Consider the following 19,645-nt stretch of genomic DNA (forward strand, 5'->3'; position numbering starts at 1 on the left):
TACATACAAATGCAGCAAGTTAAAAAAGAAAAAGTAATTACCGGCTACTATAAGTTGCCGGGATCTTATTCCATTGCTATAGCTTCTACCGGACAAACATCTACACAGTCACCGCAGTCTACGCATTCGTCTGCATTAACGGCTGCTTTTTCTCCATTCATGGAAATTGCTTCTACCGGGCAGGAATCTACACACAGTTCGCATCCTGTACATGTATCTTTATCAACAACAGCTGGCATTTTATTTTACTCCCTATTCATCTTTTTAAATGTAAACACAACCTTCTCTGGGATTATGAGATAAATACTTATCGTGACGTTGGAGAATTTACCTTTGAACAGGGTGAAAGATGTAATAGCTAGCACTATGATCAGAATGGCAGATATAATATAGGGATACGCACAAAATATCTCCATTTAATTTGATCGGATATCGGGATGGTAATCTATGGCATGGAAGAAAGCTTCTGAAGAACTGACACACCTGCTGGAAGAATATATGCCGGGTTTTGATGTGGAGTTCAGGAAAATGTTTGGAAGCCCTGTTTATTTTGTACGGGGGAATATGTTCGCAGGTGTCCACCAGGACAACATCATGCTTCGTCTGAAACCTGATGACCAGGAGATCCTTTTTGCCGAGCATGATGAAGCTGCACCTTTTGAACCAATGGGAAGACGGATGAAAGAATATGTTCTCCTCCCGCCCTCGGTATCTGATAATGATGAACAGATGCGGAAATGGCTTGACATATCCTATGATTATGTCAGTTCACTTCCGCTGAAAGAAAAAAAGGAAAAGAAAGAAAAGAAGAAGCCATGAAATGATCATCTCTTCAGTATCTGATCGGCCTGGTATCAGTGTTTCAGGGGTAAGGACACTGTAAAGGTGCTACCTTTGCCAACCTCACTTTCAACTGATATTGTTCCGTTATGCATCTCTGTAAGTTTTCTCACAAGAGACAGTCCAAGTCCGGTTCCATCATATTTTCTGCTGAGGGCGGAGTCCAGTTGTTTGAAAGGCTCGAATAGTTTTTCCTGGTCTTCCGGCGAGATGCCTATTCCGGTATCATTGACACAAATATCTATCATATTCTCTCTTTGGGAAGAGTATATGGAGATATTTCCTTCGGCAGGTGTGAATTTGATAGAGTTTCCAACGAGGTTCAGGAATATCTGCCTGAGTTTCTTCCTGTCTGCCATAATGAAAGTTTCCTCTGTATTTGAAACATCAAGTGTCAGGTTGTTCCGGGATACCAATGGACCAAGGGTCAATACAACATCATCTATAATGTCCTTCACAGATAACTCTTCTAAGTTGAGTTCCATTTCACCTGCTTCTATCTTTGACAGGTCGAGGATATCATTTATTATTGCAAGCAAGTGTTTTCCACTATTTGATATATTACTGGCATAATGGTCTTGTTTCTCATTGAGCTCTCCTGCAACACCGTCTATCAGCATCTCAGAAAAACCTATAATGGAATTAAGCGGAGTACGTAGCTCATGGCTCATTATTGCCAGGAACTCGCTTTTTGCGCGGTTCAGGGATTCCGCATGCATCCTTGCTTCAAATTCCCTGTTCTTCTCCTCGATCTCCCACAATGCCCTTTTGTGAAGAAGGCAGGCTTCTATTGAGAACGCGAATTTAGATATCACCTTGCTCAACTGGCTGGCTATGGTATCAAGGTCTTTTACCTCATTCATCCAGTAGAGTTTCAACACTCCGAAATCCTTCAGAGGGAACAGGATACAGGATCCTCTTGTGAACTTTTCCTCTACAATATAGTCTTTGAGATCATCATTCCGTGAATCTATTATCAGTACGTTCTCACGCGAAACGGACGATATGATCGGATGGGAATGTGGAAGTCTCTTTTGAGTACTATAATACTCAGGATGTGCATATACAAGGCTTGCAGTATCTTTGTCCTGAAAGTCCAGATATTCGTCCTTAATCCAAACAGACACATAATTGACCCTTTTCCTTGACATAAGCTTTTTCAGGAAAATGTCGCAGTTCTCCTGTATATCAAATGAATTCCCTATGGACAGTGATAGTTCATAGAGCAGGGCCACTTCATTGAAGATGTCCGTGTACTGTATCTGTTCATTCATGGAATATCCCGATAACAACTGTTTTATTGAAGAATTCGACTGTGTCCTTGCCCATAGAAGCTATTTCTCCAACTGACAGAACACCTTCCGGTATTATCTGTATATCTCTGTTCTCTAATCTATTTTTGATCACTTGAAGTTCATCTTCAAAACCTTCCTGAAGGAATATGGACCTTGAGACGCAATCTATGATGAAACAACCTTCAATATCCTCTCTCTCTTCAACAAAACAGTCATCAATAGCTGTTTTTGCAGACCGGAGAAGTGAGGTTTTATCACTGGTCAATATATTCAGGACCGCATTTTCCGGAATACCGCCCGCACATACTAATTCTCCTTCTTCGGTAATTTCCATTACATCCCGAACGAGATCTTCGTGACCTTCCATGTATATGCCTAATGGATAATGCTTTAAGACCTCAAAATGGTCGTTCTCATCTATTGTTTTTCCTGTAAAGGCTTCAATTGTTTCTTTGTAAACCTCAAAAGCATTTTTCCAGTTAAGCTCTTTGATGACCTTTTCATCACATTTTGTTACAACAAGGGGGCCTGCTGCTTTTTTCCATCCATGGCGTACTCCAAGCCTGCATTCCATATCAATGAAGGAGATAATGGCTGCATCTTCAAAGATCCCCTGAGGGGTGAACATGGGTCCTGTTGACCCTCCTTCCAGGGATCCGGCACCGCACCCCAGGTACTCTATCGAATCAGCGAACATGTTAAAGAGAGAAGAAAGGAATTCAGGGATTTTCGAGGCCGTATAATCCACTATTATAAATGTGGTCAGCTTCTTACCATCAAGTGTCCTGAAAGAGTATGCAAGTTCTTCAAATTCAGCCGGTAATCTGCTGATATCCTTTATCAGAAATGGCTTTTCAATGATGGGAAGTGTGTTTATTATCGCTCCTGAGTGATGTCTTTCGGAACCGTGTATGATCCCCGGGAAAACAGCCCCAAAGAAATCTATTTTCCTTTTATTCAACTCGCTGATCAGAAGTGGTATGTCAGGCAGTTCCTGTTCGGCAAAAAGGATAATGACTGTTTCATTTTTCTGAACTTCAAGCCTCTCAATGGCATCGACAATATCTGGTACATTTGGAGTGGATATGTACATAAGTTTCTCCATGATCATTATCTGATTTGTTATTCTGATAGGTATCAACAATGATATTCAAGATCGGTCTGGAATGGTTAATGGTATATATTTGATTATAATTCAATTTTATATATAATATTGCATTATTAATAGTTGAAAATTGAACGCAACGATGAAACCTGCCTGTTGTTCTATAATATCATTCATAAGTTGACCGTAGTGTTACCAAGTTGCACAAGATAATTATATAATTGAATTATATATTCTAGTGTGTTACGACCTAAAGAAAGAACAAAGGCCAACATATACGGTATCAAAGGGATGCACAATGTACATTCCTGGCAGGGACTTGCCATACATTTCAAGAACAGTTCCCGTGTGGTGAAATGTGAGGGTTACCAGGATTGCAGCTCTGAGAAGAGATCACGTGCATGCTACTATTCTGTAAAACGACCTGATGCCATCTATATGCTCCAGTCCGAGTTCAATGTCAGTATCACTATTGCTGAAAAACTGATAGATACTCTGGTTGATATGGGTGTCACAAAGGCTCTTCGCTGCCGAAGGGCAGATTCCTCTGGTTTCTTTGATGAGGGTGCCCGCATGCTGGCGTTCGAAGAGGACCTTTGAGGGCCAATCAAAACTTTATTAAGCCAACAGAATAATCCTGCACCCATGTTTACGATAATCACAGGTGCGCAGTTTGGCGATGAAGGCAAAGGCAAGATAGTTGACCTCATGTCCGGTGAATATGATCTGGTAGTTCGTTTCCAGGGTGGGAACAATGCAGGACACACCGTAAAGGTAGGTGAGGACGTATACAAGCTCCACCTTATCCCTTCAGGTTTTCTTTTAGATTCAAGGGTACTGATAGGTCCGGGTACCGTTGTAGATCCGGGAGTACTGGCAGAAGAGATCGATATGCTGGCTGAGGGTGGTATCGAGCTTGATGCAAAGAGGGTTGGTGTCGATGCCAAGGCCAGTGTAATAATGCCATATCACATTGAACTGGATGGTCTGAGAGAGGCCAAGAGGACCGAGAAGATCGGTACGACAAAGCGTGGTATCGGATTCGCATATATCGATAAGGTTGCCAGGGATGAGATCCGCATGGCAGACATCACTGACAGGGAAAGGTTCCTGAAGAGACTTGAAGAGCTTGCACCTTCAAAGGAAGCGGCAATAAAGGAGCTTGGCGGCGACCCATCTATCGTCATGGATGAAGCACTGATAGACAAATATGTGAAGTTCGGTGAACGCTTTGCATCTTATATCACTGATGTATCATATGAAGTGAACAGGGCACTTGACGAGGGTAAGAACGTCCTTGCAGAAGGAGCTCAGGGAACACACCTTGATGTAATCCACGGGACACAGAAGTTCGTGACATCCTCCTGTACCATTGCAGGTTCAGCATGTGCTAATATCGGTGTAGGTCCTACAAGGGTCGACAGTGTGCTGGCGATTGTCAAGGCATATATCACACGTGTGGGAGAAGGCCCGCTTCCAACAGAGCTTTTCGATGATGTCGGAAAACAGATACAGGAAGTTGGTGGCGAGGTAGGTACGACCACAGGCAGGTCAAGAAGGTGTGGATGGTTCGATCTTCCGTTGCTCAGGAAAGCAATCTACCTTAATGGTTACACATCCATCGCGCTTACAAAGATCGATGTCCTGTCCAATCTTGACCCTGTAAGGGTATGTGTGGCATACGAACTCGATGGCCAGACAATTGATTATCCTCCAGAGGACACATCCGCACTTGCAAGGTGTAAACCGGTCTATGAGGACCTTCCCGGGTGGGATGATGACCTCACCGGTGTGAAAGAGTTCGATGATCTCCCTCAGGCAGCAAAGGACTATATCACCTATCTTGAGGAAAAGATGGGTGTTCCTGTTGAATACGTCTCAGTTGGACCTGCAAGGGAACAGACCTTCAGGAAATAGGGTGGATTACAGGGCAGATGAGCAAAAACTGCCGAAACACGTATATACTACTCAATAGTTTAAACATCACAAATCCAGCTGAACTAATCACCAGATGCAATTGAGTCCTGCAGATGGTGGGTATCTTAACAGATATTGTAATTCAGGAGAATATTATTAATGACAACTGTATATGACGTTCCTGCAGCCGAATTAATTGCAAAGGTCGCAGAAAAGTTGAAAGAGAATGATAAAGTCAACCCGCCTGAGTGGGCAACATATGTAAAGACTGGCGTACACAAGGAACTTCCACCTATCGAAAAGGACTGGTGGTATACAAGATGTGCCGCAGTACTCAGAACAGTCTGCATGCAGGGCCCTATCGGTGTTGAGAGACTTAGATCCGTCTATGGCGGAAAGAAGGACAGAGGAGCAGCGCCTGGTGTAAAGGCAAAGGGCAGCGGAGCAATAGCAAGGACAGCCCTTCAGCAGCTTGAGGAAGCAGGTCTTGTACGTGCTCTTAAGAGCGGTCGTGTAGTGTCCCCACAGGGACAGTCCATGCTTGACAATGTTGCATACCAGGTAAAGCAGGATCTTGTGGAAACAATTCCAGGTCTTGCTAAGTACTGAGTATAGATTCCGTGTTCGGTAACTCCTATAAGGGAACATTGCTTACACTTCTGTAAAGTACAGGTGATTTTCATGGCTGATGACCTTGAAGAAATAAGAAGAAGACGGCTTGCGCAAATGCAGCAGCAGCAACAGGCAGCTCAACAACAGATGGGCGGTGCCGATATGCAGGCAGCAATGCAGCAGGAACAGGCGCAGGCTGAGATGGAAGCAAAGAAGCAGGCTCTGATGCGTCAGATCCTCACCCCGGAAGCACGTGAAAGGCTGACAAATCTACGTATGTCTCGCAAGGAACTCGTAGAGCAGCTTGAGGCTCAGTTGATCATGCTTGCACAAAGCGGCAGGCTCCAGACAAAGATCGATGATGAGAAACTCAAACAGCTTCTGGTGCAGATGCAACCTAAGAAGAGGGAGCCGACAATAAAGCGTATGTGAGCACTCTCATGCAGGTGTCAGTCCTATTCAGCGGTGGAAAGGATAGTTCCCTTTCTGCGATATTGCTGGAGCCTTTCTTTGAGATCGAACTTGTGACATGCAGCTTTTCGTTACTTCCTGTAGGGGAGGTGGCATCTGGAGTTGCAGAATGTCTTGGTTTTCCACATCGTGTGGTAGAACCTGATATTTCGATCATTGAAAAGGCATATGACATGATCATGCAGGATGGTTTTCCGAAGAATGCTATCAACTTCATTCACAAAAGTGTGATCGAGCATCTTGCTGCTGATGAGAAGGTAAGTTCTATTGCGGATGGTATCCGACGTGATGATCGGGTCCCTGTACTGGAACATTCTCAGATAAGGAGCATAGAGGACCGTTTCGGGGTTCATTATATATGTCCCCTTAAAGGATTCGGGCGTGCTGCGGTCAATGAGCTTGTGAAGGAGCATCTGGTCATTGAGGAAGGCCTGAGCGAGAATGTCCTCAAAGCGGACTATGAGACCGAGCTTCGGGAGCTTATCACTCAACGCAACGGACCGGAAAAGGTCAGGGAGATCTTTCCCACACATGTACAATCACATGTTATCGAACGCAGGAAAGTTCAAAATTCAATTTAACGATATCAATCATAGTATAAGGTGAGACAAGTGAGCCACAATACCAAAGGACAGAAAACAAGGCTGGCCAAGGCACACAGGCAGAACCACAGGGTTCCTACCTGGGTCATCATTAAAACTAACCGCAAGGTTACAAGCCATCCAAAGAGAAGACACTGGAGAAGAAGCAGTCTCGATGTGAAATAAGCAGGTGATCATAATGGCAGACGATATAGTAAAAGAGCAGATATATACGATTCCTCTCCGTGAAGTGAAGGAAGCTCCTCGCTGGAAGAGATCCAAGCACGCTCTGAAAGTTATCAGGTCATACCTTACAAAGCACATGAAGGCAGAACCTGATATGATCAAGATAGACAAGACGATCAACGAAAAGATATGGGAACGCGGTGCAGAGAAGCCACCTTTGTCCATCCGTGTAAGGGCTGCAAAGTTCGATGATGGTGAAGTTCAGGCAGAGCTTGCATAAGTTCCTGATCAAAGATCCAGTCTATAGATCGTAAAAAAATGATACGAACTATCAATATCCAGGACAGCCCCATTATTGGGGCTTTCGCAACGTGCACTGAAGACTTAGCACTTGTACCGCTTGGCACTTCGGACAAGATCTGCAGGGATCTTGGGGAATGGTTACAGGTCAATGTAGTGAAGACCCTCATCAATGGAAGTACTATTGTGGGTTCACTTTGTCGTGGGAATTCCAATGCATTGCTTGTTTCAATGGATTCAATTGTAAGGGGACAGGAAGATCTCGACATCCCTGTCGTAGAGGTTCCCGGAAAAATGAATGCCATGGGAAATATCATCCTCGCTAATGATTCAGCTGCGCTGGTACATCCTGATCTCAGTGACAGGTCCATCGAAGTTGTCGAAAAGGCTTTGAAGGTCGATGTCATGCGTGGTACTATCGGAGGTGCCAAGACCGTTGGAATGGCAGGCGTTGCTACCAACAAAGGTCTGCTTGTAAACCCGAGAGCAACAGCTTCGGAGCTTGAGGCTCTTGAGTCACTGTTCGACCTTCCTGTGGACATAGGTACAACGAACTATGGTACGCAGATGGTAGGTTCAGGTCTGCTGGCCAACTCCAAAGGTTACGTTGCAGGTTCACAGACAACAGGTCATGAACTGGGAAGAATAGAGGATGCACTGGATCTGATATTATAATATAATAGTTACAGGTGATTCAAATGAAGACATTTCAGGTCAAAGGCACATTCAAGGCCGGAATAGCATGGGAAAAGTTCACAAAGGTCATTGAGAGCCAGAACGAGAAGAATGCACTTGAAAAGGTGTACTCACTTATTGGCAGTCAGCATGCCCTTAAAAGGAACTTGATCAAGATCGACAGTATCACAGAGGCATGATCCATGGCTGATATGAATGGACAGGACCCCCGGGTCCTTGCGAACCAGCACCGTGAGTTCCAGAAGCGCGCGGAGATGATACAGCAGCAGGTCGGCATGGTCCAGATCTCTATTGAGGATTGTAATCGTGCTCTGACCACCATTGAGGAGTTAAGCAATGTTTCTGAAGGCTCCGAGATGATGTTCCCGATCGGTTCCGGTTCATTTGTATATGCCAATATCAGCCACGCTGATAAGGTCGTGGTAGACGTCGGGGCCGGGATAAGTGTAGAAAGGCCGATCGCGGATGCAAAGGAGATCCTTGAGCGCCGCAAGGCAAGGCTTACATCAGCCCTGGAAAACATGAATAACGGTCTACTTCAGATAAGCCAGCAGATGCAGGCTATCGAATCTTTCCTTGCTCAGCAGCAACAGCAGATGCAGGGAATGACAGGTTCCCAGTGAACCTTTTTTTCTATTTTTAAATATCAATTCTCTATTTTCAACAAATTCGCGGGTTGTATCAAGTGTTCAATAAGCTTAAGGCAAAATTAACTGGCTTCAAGGAGAAGATAGGCAGTAAGATCGATGAGAAAGCGGTTGCTATAGAACCTGAAGAGGTCATTGATGTTCCTCATGAAGATACGCAACCACTGGCATCCGTTCCATCTGATCAGGATAGTCCTGAGGACACGCCTGTTCAGGCAAAGACTGAAGAGGCTATGCATGTGTCCGAACCTGTCATTGAAGAGACAGCAGCTCAGACAGATTCCCCGGACAAAAAGAAATTCGGTTTTGCTCAGAAAGCAAAGGCCCTTGTTTTTGAAAGGGAGTTCATTCTGGAAGAGGATGACCTTGAAGAACCACTGTGGGAGCTCGAGATGGCACTTCTTGAAAGCGATATCGCACTCTCTGTCTCAGAAGCTATCGTGGAGTCTGTCAAAAGCCAGCTTGTAGGTACAAGGCGTCGCATAGGCAGCAACACCGGGAATATCGTTGAAGATGCTTTGAAGAAAGCTATCTATGATGTAATGAGCGCCAATGTGTTCGATCTCGATGAATATGTGAAAGATGCTGAAAAACCGGTGCATATCGTTTTTATTGGTATCAATGGTACAGGCAAGACCACATCCATTGCCAAGCTCTCCAAGCGTTTCAAGGACCAGGGCATGTCCGTAGTGGTGGCTGCCGGTGACACATTCAGGGCAGGTGCAATAGATCAGCTTGCCATACATGCTGAAAAGATCGGTGTGAAGATCATCAAACATCAGGAGCAGGGTGATCCTGCTGCTGTGATATATGATGCTATCCAGCACGCAAAGGCAAACAATGCCGATGTGGTACTTTCAGACACCGCCGGAAGGATGCATACGAATGTCAACCTGATGGAACAATTGAAGAAGGTATGTCGTGTAGCTCCGCCGGACCTTATAATCTTCGTCGATGAGGCAGTTGCAGGTAACGATGCGGTTGAAAGGGCAGCTCAGTTCAATGATGCTGTGGCGATCAACGGATCGATACTGACAAAAACAGATGCTGATTCAAAGGGTGGTGCGGCAATATCAATTGCATACATCACAGGGAGACCTATCCTTTTCTTAGGAATGGGGCAGGGGTATGATGACCTGCGCAAGTTCGATCCACAATGGTTCGTGGACCAGTTATTCGCAGAATGAATCCCCAATCCTTTCTCTTTTAATTTTAATTTTTTTGTCTACTGAGCTCTCTTACTTGCAGCTCTCTTTAAGTTCGGATGCAAGCTTCTCGACCCTCTCATTGACATCCTCGTCTGAAGCAATGATGCTTACAAATGCAGAGCCGACAATTACCGCATCAGCACCTGCTTTGATGACCTCTGCAGCCTGCTTGCCATTGGATATTCCAAAACCGACGGCTTTTGGCACATCTGTGTGGATGCGGGAAAGTATCTTCTTTGTGGAATCAGCCACATCGACCCTCTCGCCTGTTACGCCAAGTCTTGATACGATGTAAACGAAACCTGATGTTCTGGAAAGGTTATTTTCCATTCTCGCATCTGTTGTAACAGGGGTGATGAGGAATATGAGATCGACACCGTTCTTCTGGCATGCGTCATACAGTTCATCAGACTCCTCTGCAGGAAGGTCTGGAACAATGATCCCTGTAATCCCTGCTTCTGCACAGTCCTTTGCGAACTTCTCCGTACCTCTCTTGTAGATAAGGTTATAATATGTCATGCAGACGAGCGGAACATCTGTGTCTTTGCTGATGGATGCAGCCATCTCAAAATAGATGTCCGGGGTCATACCAGCTTCAAGCGCCCTGGTGGATGCAGCCTCTATGGTGGGGCCGTCTGCAACAGGGTCTGAGAATGGAAGTCCCAGTTCTACTATATCTGCACCACCTTTCACAAGTGAATTGACTATATCCTTTGTAGCTTCTGCAGAAGGATCTCCTGCACATACGTACGCAATAAGTGCCTTCTCTTCCTTCAGTCCAAGTTCAGCGAATTTATCTGCTATTCTCACTGGCAGGCCTCCTTTTCTTTTTTTGTTTCTCCTTCTTCCTTCAATTTGAATACTGTCTCAAGGTCTTTGTCGCCTCTTCCTGAAATGTTGATGACTACAAGGTTTCCGAGTTCTCCTGTCTTTGCCATCTTCATTACATATGCTACAGCATGTGATGATTCAAGTGCAGGAATAATGCCTTCAAGGCGGCTTAGCTCATAGAATGCTTCGAGTGCCTCTTCGTCATTTACGCTGCATGGTGTTATCCTGCCGATATCCGCAAGATGTGCCAGTTCCGGACCCACGCCTGAATAATCAAGGCCTGCAGAAACGGAACTTGATTCAAGTATCTGTCCGTACCTGTCCTGTAATATCATTGTGTGTGCACCCTGAAGTATGCCTTCTTCGCCAGCACAGAGTGAGGATGAGTGCAATGCTTCCTTTTCGGTTGTCTTCATCCCTTTGCCACCTGCTTCCACAGGGAAGAGCTTGACTTCCTTATCCTCGACGAAAGGATGGAATATGCCCATTGCATTACTACCGCCACCTGCACAGGCGACAATAGAATCCGGATATCTTCCTTCCTTCTCTATGATCTGTTCCTTGACCTCCTTCCCAATCACACTCTGGAAGTCACGGACTATCATGGGGTATGGGTGTGGTCCTACAACAGAACCTATGAGGTAGTGAGTGTTCTCAACGTTGGTGACCCAGTCTCTCAGTGCTTCATTGATCGCATCTTTAAGGGTCCTTGAACCGGACTCGACCGCATTTACTTTTGAGCCCATGAGTTCCATTCTGTAGACGTTCATGTGCTGACGTTCCACATCCTTTGCTCCCATGTATACTTCGGAAATAAATCCCATATTGGCAGCAGCCATGGCAGTTGCTGTACCGTGTTGTCCCGCACCGGTCTCAGCAATGAGGCGCTCTTTTCCCATGTATTTTGCCAGAAGTGCCTGTCCCAGGGTGTTGTTCAGTTTGTGGGCACCTCCGTGGACAAGGTCCTCTCTTTTAAGGTAGATCTTAATTCCGTACTTCTTGCTCAGGTTCTTTGCAAAATAAAGTGGTGTCTCCCTTCCTGCGAATTCCTTCATGAAATAATCCAGTTCCTCAAGGAATTCCGGATCATTCTTGTATTTGTCGTAGGCTTCTTCAAGCTCTGTAAGTGCAGGCATCAGTACTTCAGGAACGAATTGCCCTCCGAACTTACCATACATCGATCTTTTCATTATCTTCCTCCATCTCCTTAGTATTATAATTGGTCAAGCGCATCAACCAGTTCTTTTGTCTTGGCGTATATCTCTCCGCTCTTGATTATCGAGGTGCCTACAAGCACAGCATCAGCACCTGCTTCTATCACCTTTCTTATATCATCTGTAGTATGCATACCACTTTCACTTATTATAATGTGTTCTGTTCCATTATCATTGTCGAACTGTTTTATTCCTGGTATGAGTTCAATTGTGGTGTCAAGGTCTATCTCCAGAGTGCTGAGGTCCCTGTTATTGATACCTATCAGTCTTGCTTTTGTTACAAGGGCTTTTTCAAGTTCCTCTTTGTTGTGTACCTCAACAAGTGGTTCGAATCCTTTTGATATGGCCAGCTCTACCATTTCCTCAAGCCCCGTTCCAAGTATTCCGGCTATCAGTAAGATGAGGTCACTTTCGACTTCTTCGAACTGCAGTCTGTCAATGATGAAATCCTTGCGTAGTACGGGTATAGAAATATTGTTCCTTGCAGCTTTCAGGTTATCTGTTGATCCATGGAAGAACTCTGGTTCAGTAAGTACGGATATTGCAATTGCACCTGCTCTCTCCATTTCACTTGCTATCATTGCAGCATCTTCAGGTGATATGTCCCTTAACTTCTTCCCCGGAGATGCCGGTTTAACCTCGGAGATAACAGCAACTTTGTTCCGGGACCTTTTTGCCTTAATTGCAGCGAAGATGTCTCTTTTCTCAGTCTTTCTTTTCAGAGTGATCCCTGCCGGTATTTGCAGGACTCTCTTTTCAGTGGAATTGACTATATTATTTATAACTGAATGCATTTAATAACCACGTATGTTCTGTAATGTACAAAAATGTACATAAATGTCAATGTATTTAAAAATATCGGTGTGGTCCGGAGTGCTGCATATTTCGTTCCACTCAGGACAAAGGCCTGAGTTCAAGATCAGGATCTTCACTCCTGTCCTTCAAAAATAGATCTATGTTATGGTCTATGGTCTCAAGGTGGAGTCCTTTCATCTGTCCCTGGATGCCCAGTCTTTCCTGCACTGTGGTTGGTGGGAAGTAAGCAAGATATGCGAGTACCGTACCTATGAGAACGAACAGTCGTGCAAACATCTGCATTGCATCCACTATTGCTATCATGTCTGTAAGCATGAAATCAAAGACAAAAGATATTGCTACAAGTGGAAGTGCGGTTCTGTAGCGTATCCTCTTTGGCATTCTTTGAAGGAATATGAGCAACAAAAGACCAAGTATCATTGAAGTGGGTATGACAAAGAGTCCCATAAGGTACAGGTTTATGGCAGCATCACTATTGATCATAAAGATGGATCCCCACTCTGTAACTATGGGTCCTACTATCCCGCTACTGTAAAGGAATGCAAGATATAGTCCTCCTACAAAAGTGAACACCAGTGAAGTATATTCTCCTATCTTCGTGCTTCCTGTGATCACATAGATTATAAAGAATACCAGTGGTACGGAAATAAAGGCAAATGGGACTGCTGCGATGAAGTATAATATAGCATCCATTTCCTGGTTACCTGAATAGGCGGCAAACATCCTGATCGTTGTAGGCAGGTAGGTCATGGCTACAATTATCCAGAAAACAATAAGTGAAAAAAGAGCAGGTCTGCTATTCTCTTTGTATCGATCCTTATTTCTGGATAGTACCCAGGCAAATGCTAGGGATGATAGTGTGATTGCGAAACATATTGTGCCATTTAACAGGAGTCCTGGATTCATCTATGTCCTTTTATCCTATTAGATCTATTTTATTTATATATTTTCATTGTGTATTTGTTACTTGTTTGTTGTTTGACATTTCCAACCAAATGGTATATATATTATTCATTACTATAATAGTAATATATCCAAAAATAGTAGGATATAACGAGGAGGATCGTACATGAAAGCAAACAAAGTATTACACATGAAAAAAGACACCAGAGCTCAGGTGGGTATTGGTACTCTTATCATATTCATCGCAATGGTTCTAGTCGCAGCAGTCGCTGCTGCCGTATTGATTCAGACTTCCGGTACCCTTCAGCAGAAGGCACAATCCACCGGTAAGCAGGCAACTCAGGAAGTTTCATCCAACCTGATGGTCAAGACCATCGAAGGTGTCCGTGCTAAGAACTCATCAACAGAGATGTCTGACACAGTTGACCTTCTTAAGCTCAAAGTAGGCCTTAATGTCGGCAGTTCTCCTGTAGATGTCAATCAGGTAGTTGTTTCTATTACTGATGGTACAACAGCAAACAACCTTGTTTATGCAGGTAACACAAAATCCTATGCATCAGCTGGTGCTTCAAATGGAAGTATGGGTTACTTTGGAGACAGTGCATCAGATAATCTGGTGACTCTTTTGACAAACCAGACAACAATTGTTAGTGATACACTCGTAAACTCTCAGAAATATTATACAGTTGAGAAGATACGTGATGAAGATGCATCTTTCTCTCAGGCTAATCCTGTAATGAATACTGGTGATCTTATTACTTTGTATATTGCTACAACAGCAGACACAGCCGTAAATTATCAATCAGTAGGATCATCTAATGTTTCAGCAGGACTTGATGATTCCGGACTTAATCTTGTTCCGAGGACAACAGTTAATATCGTCCTGACCCCTGAATCCGGTGCAGCAACCACTGCAGACTTCGTAGCTCCTTCATCCTATGGTGTAAAGGAGACTGTACAGCTATATCCATAATGAATCATTAATGTGCAATTCCATTTGCACATTTTTAAGAGGTGTTAATATATGAAAGCAAACAAAACTTCATTCAATATGGATACAAAAGCTCAGGTTGGTATCGGTACCCTTATTATTTTCATTGCAATGGTACTTGTTGCTGCTGTTGCTGCAGCGGTTCTTATACAGACTTCAGGAACACTTCAGCAGAAGGCACAGTCAACTGGTAAACAGGCAACCCAGGAAGTATCTTCCAATCTGATGGTAAAGTCGATAGAAGGTGTAAGGGCCAAAGATAATGCTACAAGTATGGCTGACAATGTTTCCCTTCTTAAGATGAAGGTTGGCCTTAATGTAGGTAGTTCTCCTGTAGATATGAATCAGGTGGTAATCTCCATTACTGATGGTACTACTACTAATAACCTGATCTATGCAAACAATGAACAGACCTATAGTTCTGCAATGGCGAACTTTAGTAGTAGCAATAATGCATCAGCAAATCTGGATGAGCTTTTAACGGATACTCAGTCTACTCCTGGGGATAATGCAAAATATTTCTTTACTGTAGAGAAGATCCGTGATGAAGATGGTTCATTCACGCAGGGCGAACCTGTTATGAACACTGGGGATCTTATTATCATCTATATATCTACTGTGACAACAGGTGATACTGCATATGATCTGGTAGGCTCTTTGGATGTCAGTGCTGCTATGAAGGAGACTGGTCTTTTAATAAGCCCAAGGACCTCTGTAAGTCTGGTGCTCACTCCAGAGGCTGGAGCAGCAACAAGTGCAGACTTTGTCACTCCATCTTCCTATGGAACAGTGGAAACAATACAGCTCTATCCATAAGGTGATTGATTCACCTTATCTTTTTTATTTATTCTGTGACTTTTTGTTCTATTCTAACTAATGCCACATCTTTTCATATATTGACCATTATAGTGTTGGTCATTGCTTACTTCAAAGCCAAACTTCCAATTGTTTACTGCTTTGTATTTTTGTGAAGTTTAAAAGTGGATTTGTCCTATAACATTCCTGCTACTGATCATTTCTCTTTAGGGGGCAGGGTATTATTCACTCAGAAATGTTAGTTATTACTTCGATAAGAGTTATCGTTCACCAATATGTTGTTTCGAGTAAGTATTTCTTCCAATGGCCTAATAAACTCTCTGAAACGTGACTGGCTATATTGTTGCAGTCTAAAGATGTCTGGTTTATGCAGTTATTTCAGTGATGCCTCTTCTGGTTATCTTTCTTAGCACTTTAAAAAGGATATGTGTAGGGGGTAGTCTCACATATTGTGGGAAGTGAATGCTGGGTATAAAATAGGATTATCTATGGCATTCTTTCGATAATCTCATCCATTCTCTTTGTCTTTTTATAGAATGCATTGCTGTCCTTGAGGAAATTATATGCGGTCACTCCTTTGTCTGTGATAGCATATCCGCCTCGTTTGACCTTCTCTACAAGTCCTTCAAGCTGGAACACTGTTTTCATTTTGCTGCCAATGCTTCCTTTGTCAGCAAACTGGTCAGTGTACTTCCTGATCTCTGAGAATTCTGTGATCTTTCCTTCATTCTTCCCAAGTACTCTCAGTATGATCCTGTATTGCATATCTCCTGGTCCCTGGTGTATTCCCAGGGATTGGTAGAACTCAGCAACCTTTTGCTCGTACTCTACATCAATATCTTCAGACATCGATATCATCCTCACTCTCGATATCGTCATCGATGTCATCTTCAAGTTCATATAATTCGTAAGAGTATTTTTTTATCCCCAATTTTTCCTGAAGGGTCAATGGTGGGAAGTAAGCAAGGAATGCCTGTACTGTCCCTATCAATACAAATATCCTTGCTGCAAGCTGCATGGCGTCCACCAGGGTTATCATGTCCGTGAGCATGAAATCAAAAACAAAGGAGATTGCTACAAGTGGTAATGCGGTTCTGTATCTCAATCGTTTAGGCATGCGTTGAAGGAATATGAGGAATAGGAGTCCTATTATCATTGCTGTAGGTATGACAAAGAGTCCTATCAGGTAGATATTAATTGCAACATCACTATTGATCATGAATATTGATGAGAATGTCGATACTTCCGGCCCTATCACTCCCTGTGTGTAAAGAAACACAAGGTATGAAACACCGAAGAGAACAAAGAGCATTGATGTATATGCGCTTATCTTTTTGTCGCCTACGATAACATACATTATAAAGAATACAAGTGGCACTGTCACAAATGAGAATGGTATGATAGAGAGGTTATACATCATAAAATCAAGTGTTGGCATATCCAAATATGCAGCGATCATTCTCACTGTTGTGGGGAGATATGTAAGCCCTACAAGTGACCATAGGATCACAAGTGCCCAGAGCGCAGGTTTACTTTTGTCTGAATGCTCATGCTCACTACGGGCAAGTACCCATGCAAAAGCAAATGATGATATTGTGATTGCAAAACATATGGTTGCATTCAGTAGTAATCCTGCTGTCATCTAATCCCTCTCGTGCATATTTTATTTATACATTGTTAATATATAATACTTGCCGGTCTTTGGTTATCAAAGTTTGCTGTTTGATATTTCCAACCAATTATTATATATATCAGCACATGTTATATAAAAACATCCATATAATTTGGATTTTATAGGAGGATCTTACATGAAAGCAAACAAAGTCCTACATATGAAAAAAGACACCACGGCTCAGGTGGGTATTGGTACCCTTATCATATTCATCGCCATGGTTCTTGTTGCAGCAGTCGCTGCTGCCGTATTGATTCAGACTTCCGGTACACTTCAGCAGAAGGCTCAGTCCACAGGTAAGCAGGCAACTCAGGAAGTATCATCCAACCTGATGGTAAAGACCATCGAAGGTGTCCGTGCTAAGAACTCATCAACAGAGATGTCTGACACAGTTGACCTTCTTAAGCTTAAAGTTGGCCTTAATGTTGGCAGTTCTCCTGTAGATGTCAATCAGGTAGTTGTTTCTATTACTGATGGTACAACTGCAAACAACCTCGTTTATGCAGGCAACACTAAATCCTATGCATCAGCTGGTGCTTCAAATGGAAGCATGGGTTACTTTGGAGACAGTGCAGCAGATAATCTGGTGACTCTTTTGACAAACCAGACTACAATTGTTACTGATACACTCACAAACTCTCAGAAATACTATACAGTAGAGAAGATACGTGATGAAGATGCCTCATTCTCTCAGGCTAATCCTGTTATGAACACTGGTGACCTTATTACATTGTATATTGCTACAACAGCCGATACAGCTGTAAATTATCAGTCAGTAGGATCGTCCAACGTTTCTGCAGGACTTGATGATTCCGGACTTAATCTTGTTCCAAGGACAACAGTCAATATTGTCCTGACCCCAGAATCAGGTGCAGCAACAACAGCAGACTTCGTAGCTCCTTCATCTTATGGTGTAAAGGAGACCGTACAGCTATATCCATAAGCATATCATTGATGTGCTTTTGCACATCATTTGATATCTTCAGGAGATCTATATGATGTCTGTTCCTGATATCTTTTCAAAGAATGATGTAGCTCAGGTCGGCATAGGTACTCTTATCATATTCATTGCCATGGTGCTGATCGCAGCAGTGGCGGCCTCTGTACTGATACAGACTTCCGGTACGCTTCAGCAGCAGGCACAATCCACAGGTAAACAGGCAACTCAGGAAGTTTCCTCAAACCTTGTGGTAAAAAGCATTGAAGGTGTTCGTGGAAAGACTTCGGGCAACCTTTCAGGCAACGTGTCCTTGCTAAAGATCAAAGTGGGCTTGAATGTTGGTAGTTCTGCGGTCGACCTGAATCAACTTGTTATCAGTATCACTGATGGGGTCAATACCAATGATCTTCTATACGGGTATAATGATAAGACCTATGGTAGTGCTATGGACAATTTCTCATCGTCCGCTTCCTATGATGTGAATCTCGCCTATCTCCTGAATGGTACTCAAAGTGATCCCGGGACAAATGGCCAGTATTTCTTTACAGTTCAGAAGATACGTGATGAAGATGGTTCATTCTCTCAGGGCAATCCTATTATGACTACCGGTGACCTGGTGACTATCTATGTATCTGCTGTTTCAGATGGGGATCTTTCCTACAATGAGATCAATGGGATAAGTGTCAGTGGAGAGCAAAAGGATTCTAATCTGGATATAGGAACGCGTGCGACTGTTAGTATGGTCCTGACACCTGAAGCCGGGGCTACTACAATTGCAGAATTTGTAACACCATCATCATTTGGTACAAAGGAAACGATCGCATTATATCCATGATGCGGTTGTTTTTTATTCTTTTATTTCTTATTTGTTTCTTACTTATTTCGCATGAGGGAATTAGATGTCAAAAAGAAGTTTCTTTTTAATCGTTATCTGTTTGCAGCTATGCTTTGTACTGACTGCATCAGGTGAAGCTACTTTTTCAAATGATGTAGTTATTTCTGATGATTCTGTGAACTTTATAATACTTGAGAATTACTCAGGTGTAGATGCTGAAGTACTCCGAAGTGGACTGGATGTAAATGGTGACGGATCAGTGAATTCATCAGAAGTTGATGATTTTGTTGATCTGTTCCTTGATGGCAGGAAGTATCAGTATCTGGGTTATATTTTGCTCGATAATGATGAAATGGCTTTATCGTTAGGTTCTTTCAATATGGAATTCAATGATGCTGAAGGAAACGTTAATACTTCAGATATGTCAGTAAAGGTAAGTGTTGACTACAGAATGAACAATTCATTGACCAAAGGTGATCACAATCTTTGGGTTCTTGGTCATCCGTCCATTAGTGATATGAAAGTTACGCTTCCTGAGGGTGCACTGCTTCTTTCATATGATGGGATCGAAAGTCCGGTCATTGGTTCAGAGGGCAGAAAGGTTGTAATTGAAGGTTCAAGTGGTATTCGCTCTTTTATGGTAGATGATCGTCTTACATATGAGTATGCAGTTTCGATCGACTTCAGAATATCTCAATTTATCGCAGACCTGTCAGTCTTCGATAATTTCTTTTCTACACACCACTTTCTTTAAATTATAATCATTTTA

At 43.2% G+C, this 19,645-nt stretch carries 26 protein-coding genes; 17 read left to right on the top strand and 9 right to left on the bottom strand.

Features of this window, described 5'->3' with window-relative positions; genetic code table 11:
• Positions 1–65: 65 nt before the first annotated feature.
• A complete protein-coding gene (locus V7O63_RS08250) occupies positions 66–239 on the bottom strand; it encodes a 4Fe-4S binding protein (RefSeq protein WP_340817964.1) in 174 nt (57 codons plus the stop codon).
• A 208-nt stretch (positions 240–447) separates the two neighbouring features.
• Here V7O63_RS08250 and V7O63_RS08255 point away from each other — a divergent pair, with 208 nt between their 5' ends.
• Positions 448–819, top strand: coding sequence for a TfoX/Sxy family protein (locus V7O63_RS08255; protein ID WP_340817965.1), 372 nt, complete (start codon positions 448–450; stop codon positions 817–819).
• 35 nt (positions 820–854) lie between these two features.
• Here V7O63_RS08255 and V7O63_RS08260 read toward each other — a convergent pair whose 3' ends face one another.
• Together V7O63_RS08260 and V7O63_RS08265 are read right to left on the bottom strand one after the other, a co-directional pair.
• A complete protein-coding gene (locus tag V7O63_RS08260; RefSeq protein WP_340817966.1) occupies positions 855–2,114 on the bottom strand; it encodes a HAMP domain-containing sensor histidine kinase in 1,260 nt (419 codons plus the stop codon).
• Positions 2,107–3,246 carry an FIST C-terminal domain-containing protein gene (locus V7O63_RS08265; RefSeq protein WP_340817967.1) on the bottom strand — a complete coding sequence of 380 codons (1,140 nt, stop codon included), beginning with the start codon at positions 3,244–3,246 and terminating at the stop codon, positions 2,107–2,109. The genes V7O63_RS08260 and V7O63_RS08265 overlap by 8 nt, the downstream gene beginning before the upstream one ends.
• Positions 3,247–3,480: 234 nt before the next feature.
• On the opposite strand from V7O63_RS08265, the gene V7O63_RS08270 reads away from it, so the two are divergent.
• The 11 genes from V7O63_RS08270 (at position 3,481) to ftsY (ending at position 9,837) form a co-directional block, all read left to right on the top strand.
• On the top strand, positions 3,481–3,840 hold the full coding sequence (locus V7O63_RS08270) for a hypothetical protein (RefSeq protein ID WP_340817968.1): 360 nt from the start codon (positions 3,481–3,483) through the stop codon (positions 3,838–3,840).
• Between the two features lie 45 nt (positions 3,841–3,885).
• Positions 3,886–5,157: an adenylosuccinate synthase gene (locus tag V7O63_RS08275; RefSeq protein ID WP_340817969.1), complete on the top strand. Its 1,272-nt coding sequence runs from the start codon at positions 3,886–3,888 to the stop codon at positions 5,155–5,157.
• Positions 5,158–5,316: 159 nt separating this feature from the next.
• Positions 5,317–5,766: a 30S ribosomal protein S19e gene (locus V7O63_RS08280; RefSeq protein ID WP_340817970.1), complete on the top strand. Its 450-nt coding sequence runs from the start codon at positions 5,317–5,319 to the stop codon at positions 5,764–5,766.
• Between the two features lie 72 nt (positions 5,767–5,838).
• On the top strand, positions 5,839–6,201 hold the full coding sequence (locus V7O63_RS08285) for a DNA-binding protein (RefSeq protein ID WP_340817971.1): 363 nt from the start codon (positions 5,839–5,841) through the stop codon (positions 6,199–6,201).
• Positions 6,202–6,209: 8 nt separating this feature from the next.
• Entirely contained in the window at positions 6,210–6,821 is a 612-nt protein-coding gene (locus tag V7O63_RS08290; RefSeq protein WP_340817972.1) for an alpha hydrolase, read from the top strand.
• A 30-nt stretch (positions 6,822–6,851) separates the two neighbouring features.
• Positions 6,852–7,007, top strand: a complete 156-nt coding sequence (locus V7O63_RS08295; RefSeq protein WP_340817973.1) for a 50S ribosomal protein L39e — start codon at positions 6,852–6,854, stop codon at positions 7,005–7,007.
• Between the two features lie 13 nt (positions 7,008–7,020).
• Complete coding sequence (locus V7O63_RS08300; RefSeq protein ID WP_340817974.1) at positions 7,021–7,287, top strand: 50S ribosomal protein L31e; 267 nt, start codon at positions 7,021–7,023, stop codon at positions 7,285–7,287.
• A 38-nt stretch (positions 7,288–7,325) separates the two neighbouring features.
• Positions 7,326–7,982, top strand: coding sequence for a translation initiation factor IF-6 (locus V7O63_RS08305; protein ID WP_340817975.1), 657 nt, complete (start codon positions 7,326–7,328; stop codon positions 7,980–7,982).
• A gap of 23 nt (positions 7,983–8,005) precedes the next feature.
• The gene (gene rpl18a / locus V7O63_RS08310; protein ID WP_340817976.1) at positions 8,006–8,182 is read left to right on the top strand and encodes a 50S ribosomal protein L18Ae; all 177 of its coding nucleotides are present in this window, start codon (positions 8,006–8,008) and stop codon (positions 8,180–8,182) included.
• Positions 8,183–8,185: 3 nt separating this feature from the next.
• A complete protein-coding gene (gene pfdA / locus V7O63_RS08315) occupies positions 8,186–8,626 on the top strand; it encodes a prefoldin subunit alpha (protein ID WP_340817977.1) in 441 nt (146 codons plus the stop codon).
• 62 nt (positions 8,627–8,688) lie between these two features.
• Positions 8,689–9,837 (top strand): signal recognition particle-docking protein FtsY, encoded by a 1,149-nt coding sequence (gene ftsY / locus V7O63_RS08320; RefSeq protein ID WP_340817978.1) that lies wholly within the window; start codon positions 8,689–8,691, stop codon positions 9,835–9,837.
• 51 nt (positions 9,838–9,888) lie between these two features.
• Here ftsY and trpA read toward each other — a convergent pair whose 3' ends face one another.
• From trpA to V7O63_RS08340, 4 genes are all read right to left on the bottom strand, one after another.
• On the bottom strand, positions 9,889–10,668 hold the full coding sequence (gene trpA, locus V7O63_RS08325) for a tryptophan synthase subunit alpha (RefSeq protein ID WP_340817979.1): 780 nt from the start codon (positions 10,666–10,668) through the stop codon (positions 9,889–9,891).
• Positions 10,665–11,879: a tryptophan synthase subunit beta gene (gene trpB, locus V7O63_RS08330; RefSeq protein ID WP_340817980.1), complete on the bottom strand. Its 1,215-nt coding sequence runs from the start codon at positions 11,877–11,879 to the stop codon at positions 10,665–10,667. The genes trpA and trpB overlap by 4 nt, the downstream gene beginning before the upstream one ends.
• 23 nt (positions 11,880–11,902) lie before the next feature.
• On the bottom strand, positions 11,903–12,697 hold the full coding sequence (locus V7O63_RS08335; protein WP_340817981.1) for an indole-3-glycerol-phosphate synthase: 795 nt from the start codon (positions 12,695–12,697) through the stop codon (positions 11,903–11,905).
• A 100-nt stretch (positions 12,698–12,797) separates the two neighbouring features.
• Positions 12,798–13,469, bottom strand: coding sequence for a hypothetical protein (locus V7O63_RS08340; RefSeq protein ID WP_340817982.1), 672 nt, complete (start codon positions 13,467–13,469; stop codon positions 12,798–12,800).
• A 319-nt stretch (positions 13,470–13,788) separates the two neighbouring features.
• Here V7O63_RS08340 and V7O63_RS08345 point away from each other — a divergent pair, with 319 nt between their 5' ends.
• Both V7O63_RS08345 and V7O63_RS08350 read left to right on the top strand, forming a co-directional pair.
• Complete coding sequence (locus tag V7O63_RS08345; protein WP_340817983.1) at positions 13,789–14,595, top strand: archaellin/type IV pilin N-terminal domain-containing protein; 807 nt, start codon at positions 13,789–13,791, stop codon at positions 14,593–14,595.
• 51 nt (positions 14,596–14,646) lie between these two features.
• Entirely contained in the window at positions 14,647–15,429 is a 783-nt protein-coding gene (locus V7O63_RS08350; protein ID WP_340817984.1) for an archaellin/type IV pilin N-terminal domain-containing protein, read from the top strand.
• Positions 15,430–15,915: 486 nt separating this feature from the next.
• Here the strand turns inward: V7O63_RS08350 and V7O63_RS08355 are convergent, their stop codons facing one another.
• A complete protein-coding gene (locus V7O63_RS08355) occupies positions 15,916–16,278 on the bottom strand; it encodes a hypothetical protein (RefSeq protein WP_340817985.1) in 363 nt (120 codons plus the stop codon).
• Positions 16,271–17,071 carry a hypothetical protein gene (locus tag V7O63_RS08360; RefSeq protein WP_340817986.1) on the bottom strand — a complete coding sequence of 267 codons (801 nt, stop codon included), beginning with the start codon at positions 17,069–17,071 and terminating at the stop codon, positions 16,271–16,273. The genes V7O63_RS08355 and V7O63_RS08360 overlap by 8 nt, the downstream gene beginning before the upstream one ends.
• Before the next feature lie 166 nt (positions 17,072–17,237).
• On the opposite strand from V7O63_RS08360, the gene V7O63_RS08365 reads away from it, so the two are divergent.
• From V7O63_RS08365 to V7O63_RS08375, 3 genes are all read left to right on the top strand, one after another.
• Positions 17,238–18,044: an archaellin/type IV pilin N-terminal domain-containing protein gene (locus V7O63_RS08365; protein ID WP_340817988.1), complete on the top strand. Its 807-nt coding sequence runs from the start codon at positions 17,238–17,240 to the stop codon at positions 18,042–18,044.
• A gap of 52 nt (positions 18,045–18,096) precedes the next feature.
• A complete protein-coding gene (locus V7O63_RS08370) occupies positions 18,097–18,876 on the top strand; it encodes an archaellin/type IV pilin N-terminal domain-containing protein (protein ID WP_340817989.1) in 780 nt (259 codons plus the stop codon).
• 64 nt (positions 18,877–18,940) lie between these two features.
• A complete protein-coding gene (locus V7O63_RS08375) occupies positions 18,941–19,630 on the top strand; it encodes a hypothetical protein (RefSeq protein WP_340817991.1) in 690 nt (229 codons plus the stop codon).
• Positions 19,631–19,645: the final 15 nt, after the last annotated feature.

The organism is Methanolobus sp. WCC4, assembly GCF_038022665.1.
Taxonomy (GTDB): Archaea; Halobacteriota; Methanosarcinia; order Methanosarcinales; family Methanosarcinaceae; genus Methanolobus.